This is a genomic window from Fructilactobacillus sp. X3R5C2 (assembly GCF_059901175.1).
The window spans coordinates 1-330 of sequence record NZ_JBWXVC010000022.1 but is presented as its reverse complement, the minus strand read 5'-3'; the positions used below and the strand labels follow the sequence as shown (position 1 = coordinate 330).

Here is a 330-nt window from a genome sequence, read left to right as displayed (position 1 = left end):
ACGGTTACGTTCAACAGAACCGCCACCTTTGATGAAGTAACTGGTGAGATAACTTATGGTGCTTGGACATCTGACAATGATGTCTTTAGTTCGGTTGATTCACCAGCCATTACCGGTTATACCCCTGATCAGGCGACCGTTGGTTCCGAAACTGCCACCGCTGATACACCTGACGGAAATGTTACCGTTACGTACAATGCAAACGAACAAAAAGCCGTAGTTAACTATGTTGACGAAGATAACGGTGATGCCATTCTTCATACTGATGACTTAACTGGTAAGTTTGGTAGTAAATCTGGTTACTCAACCAAAAATGAAATTGCCACTTTA

At 42.7% G+C, this 330-nt stretch carries 1 protein-coding gene; it reads left to right on the top strand.

Translation table 11 applies throughout. The features are described 5' to 3' along the window. A partial coding sequence (locus tag AC6UD4_RS07280; protein WP_500694604.1) for a mucin-binding protein occupies positions 1–330 on the top strand: 330 nt, incomplete at both ends.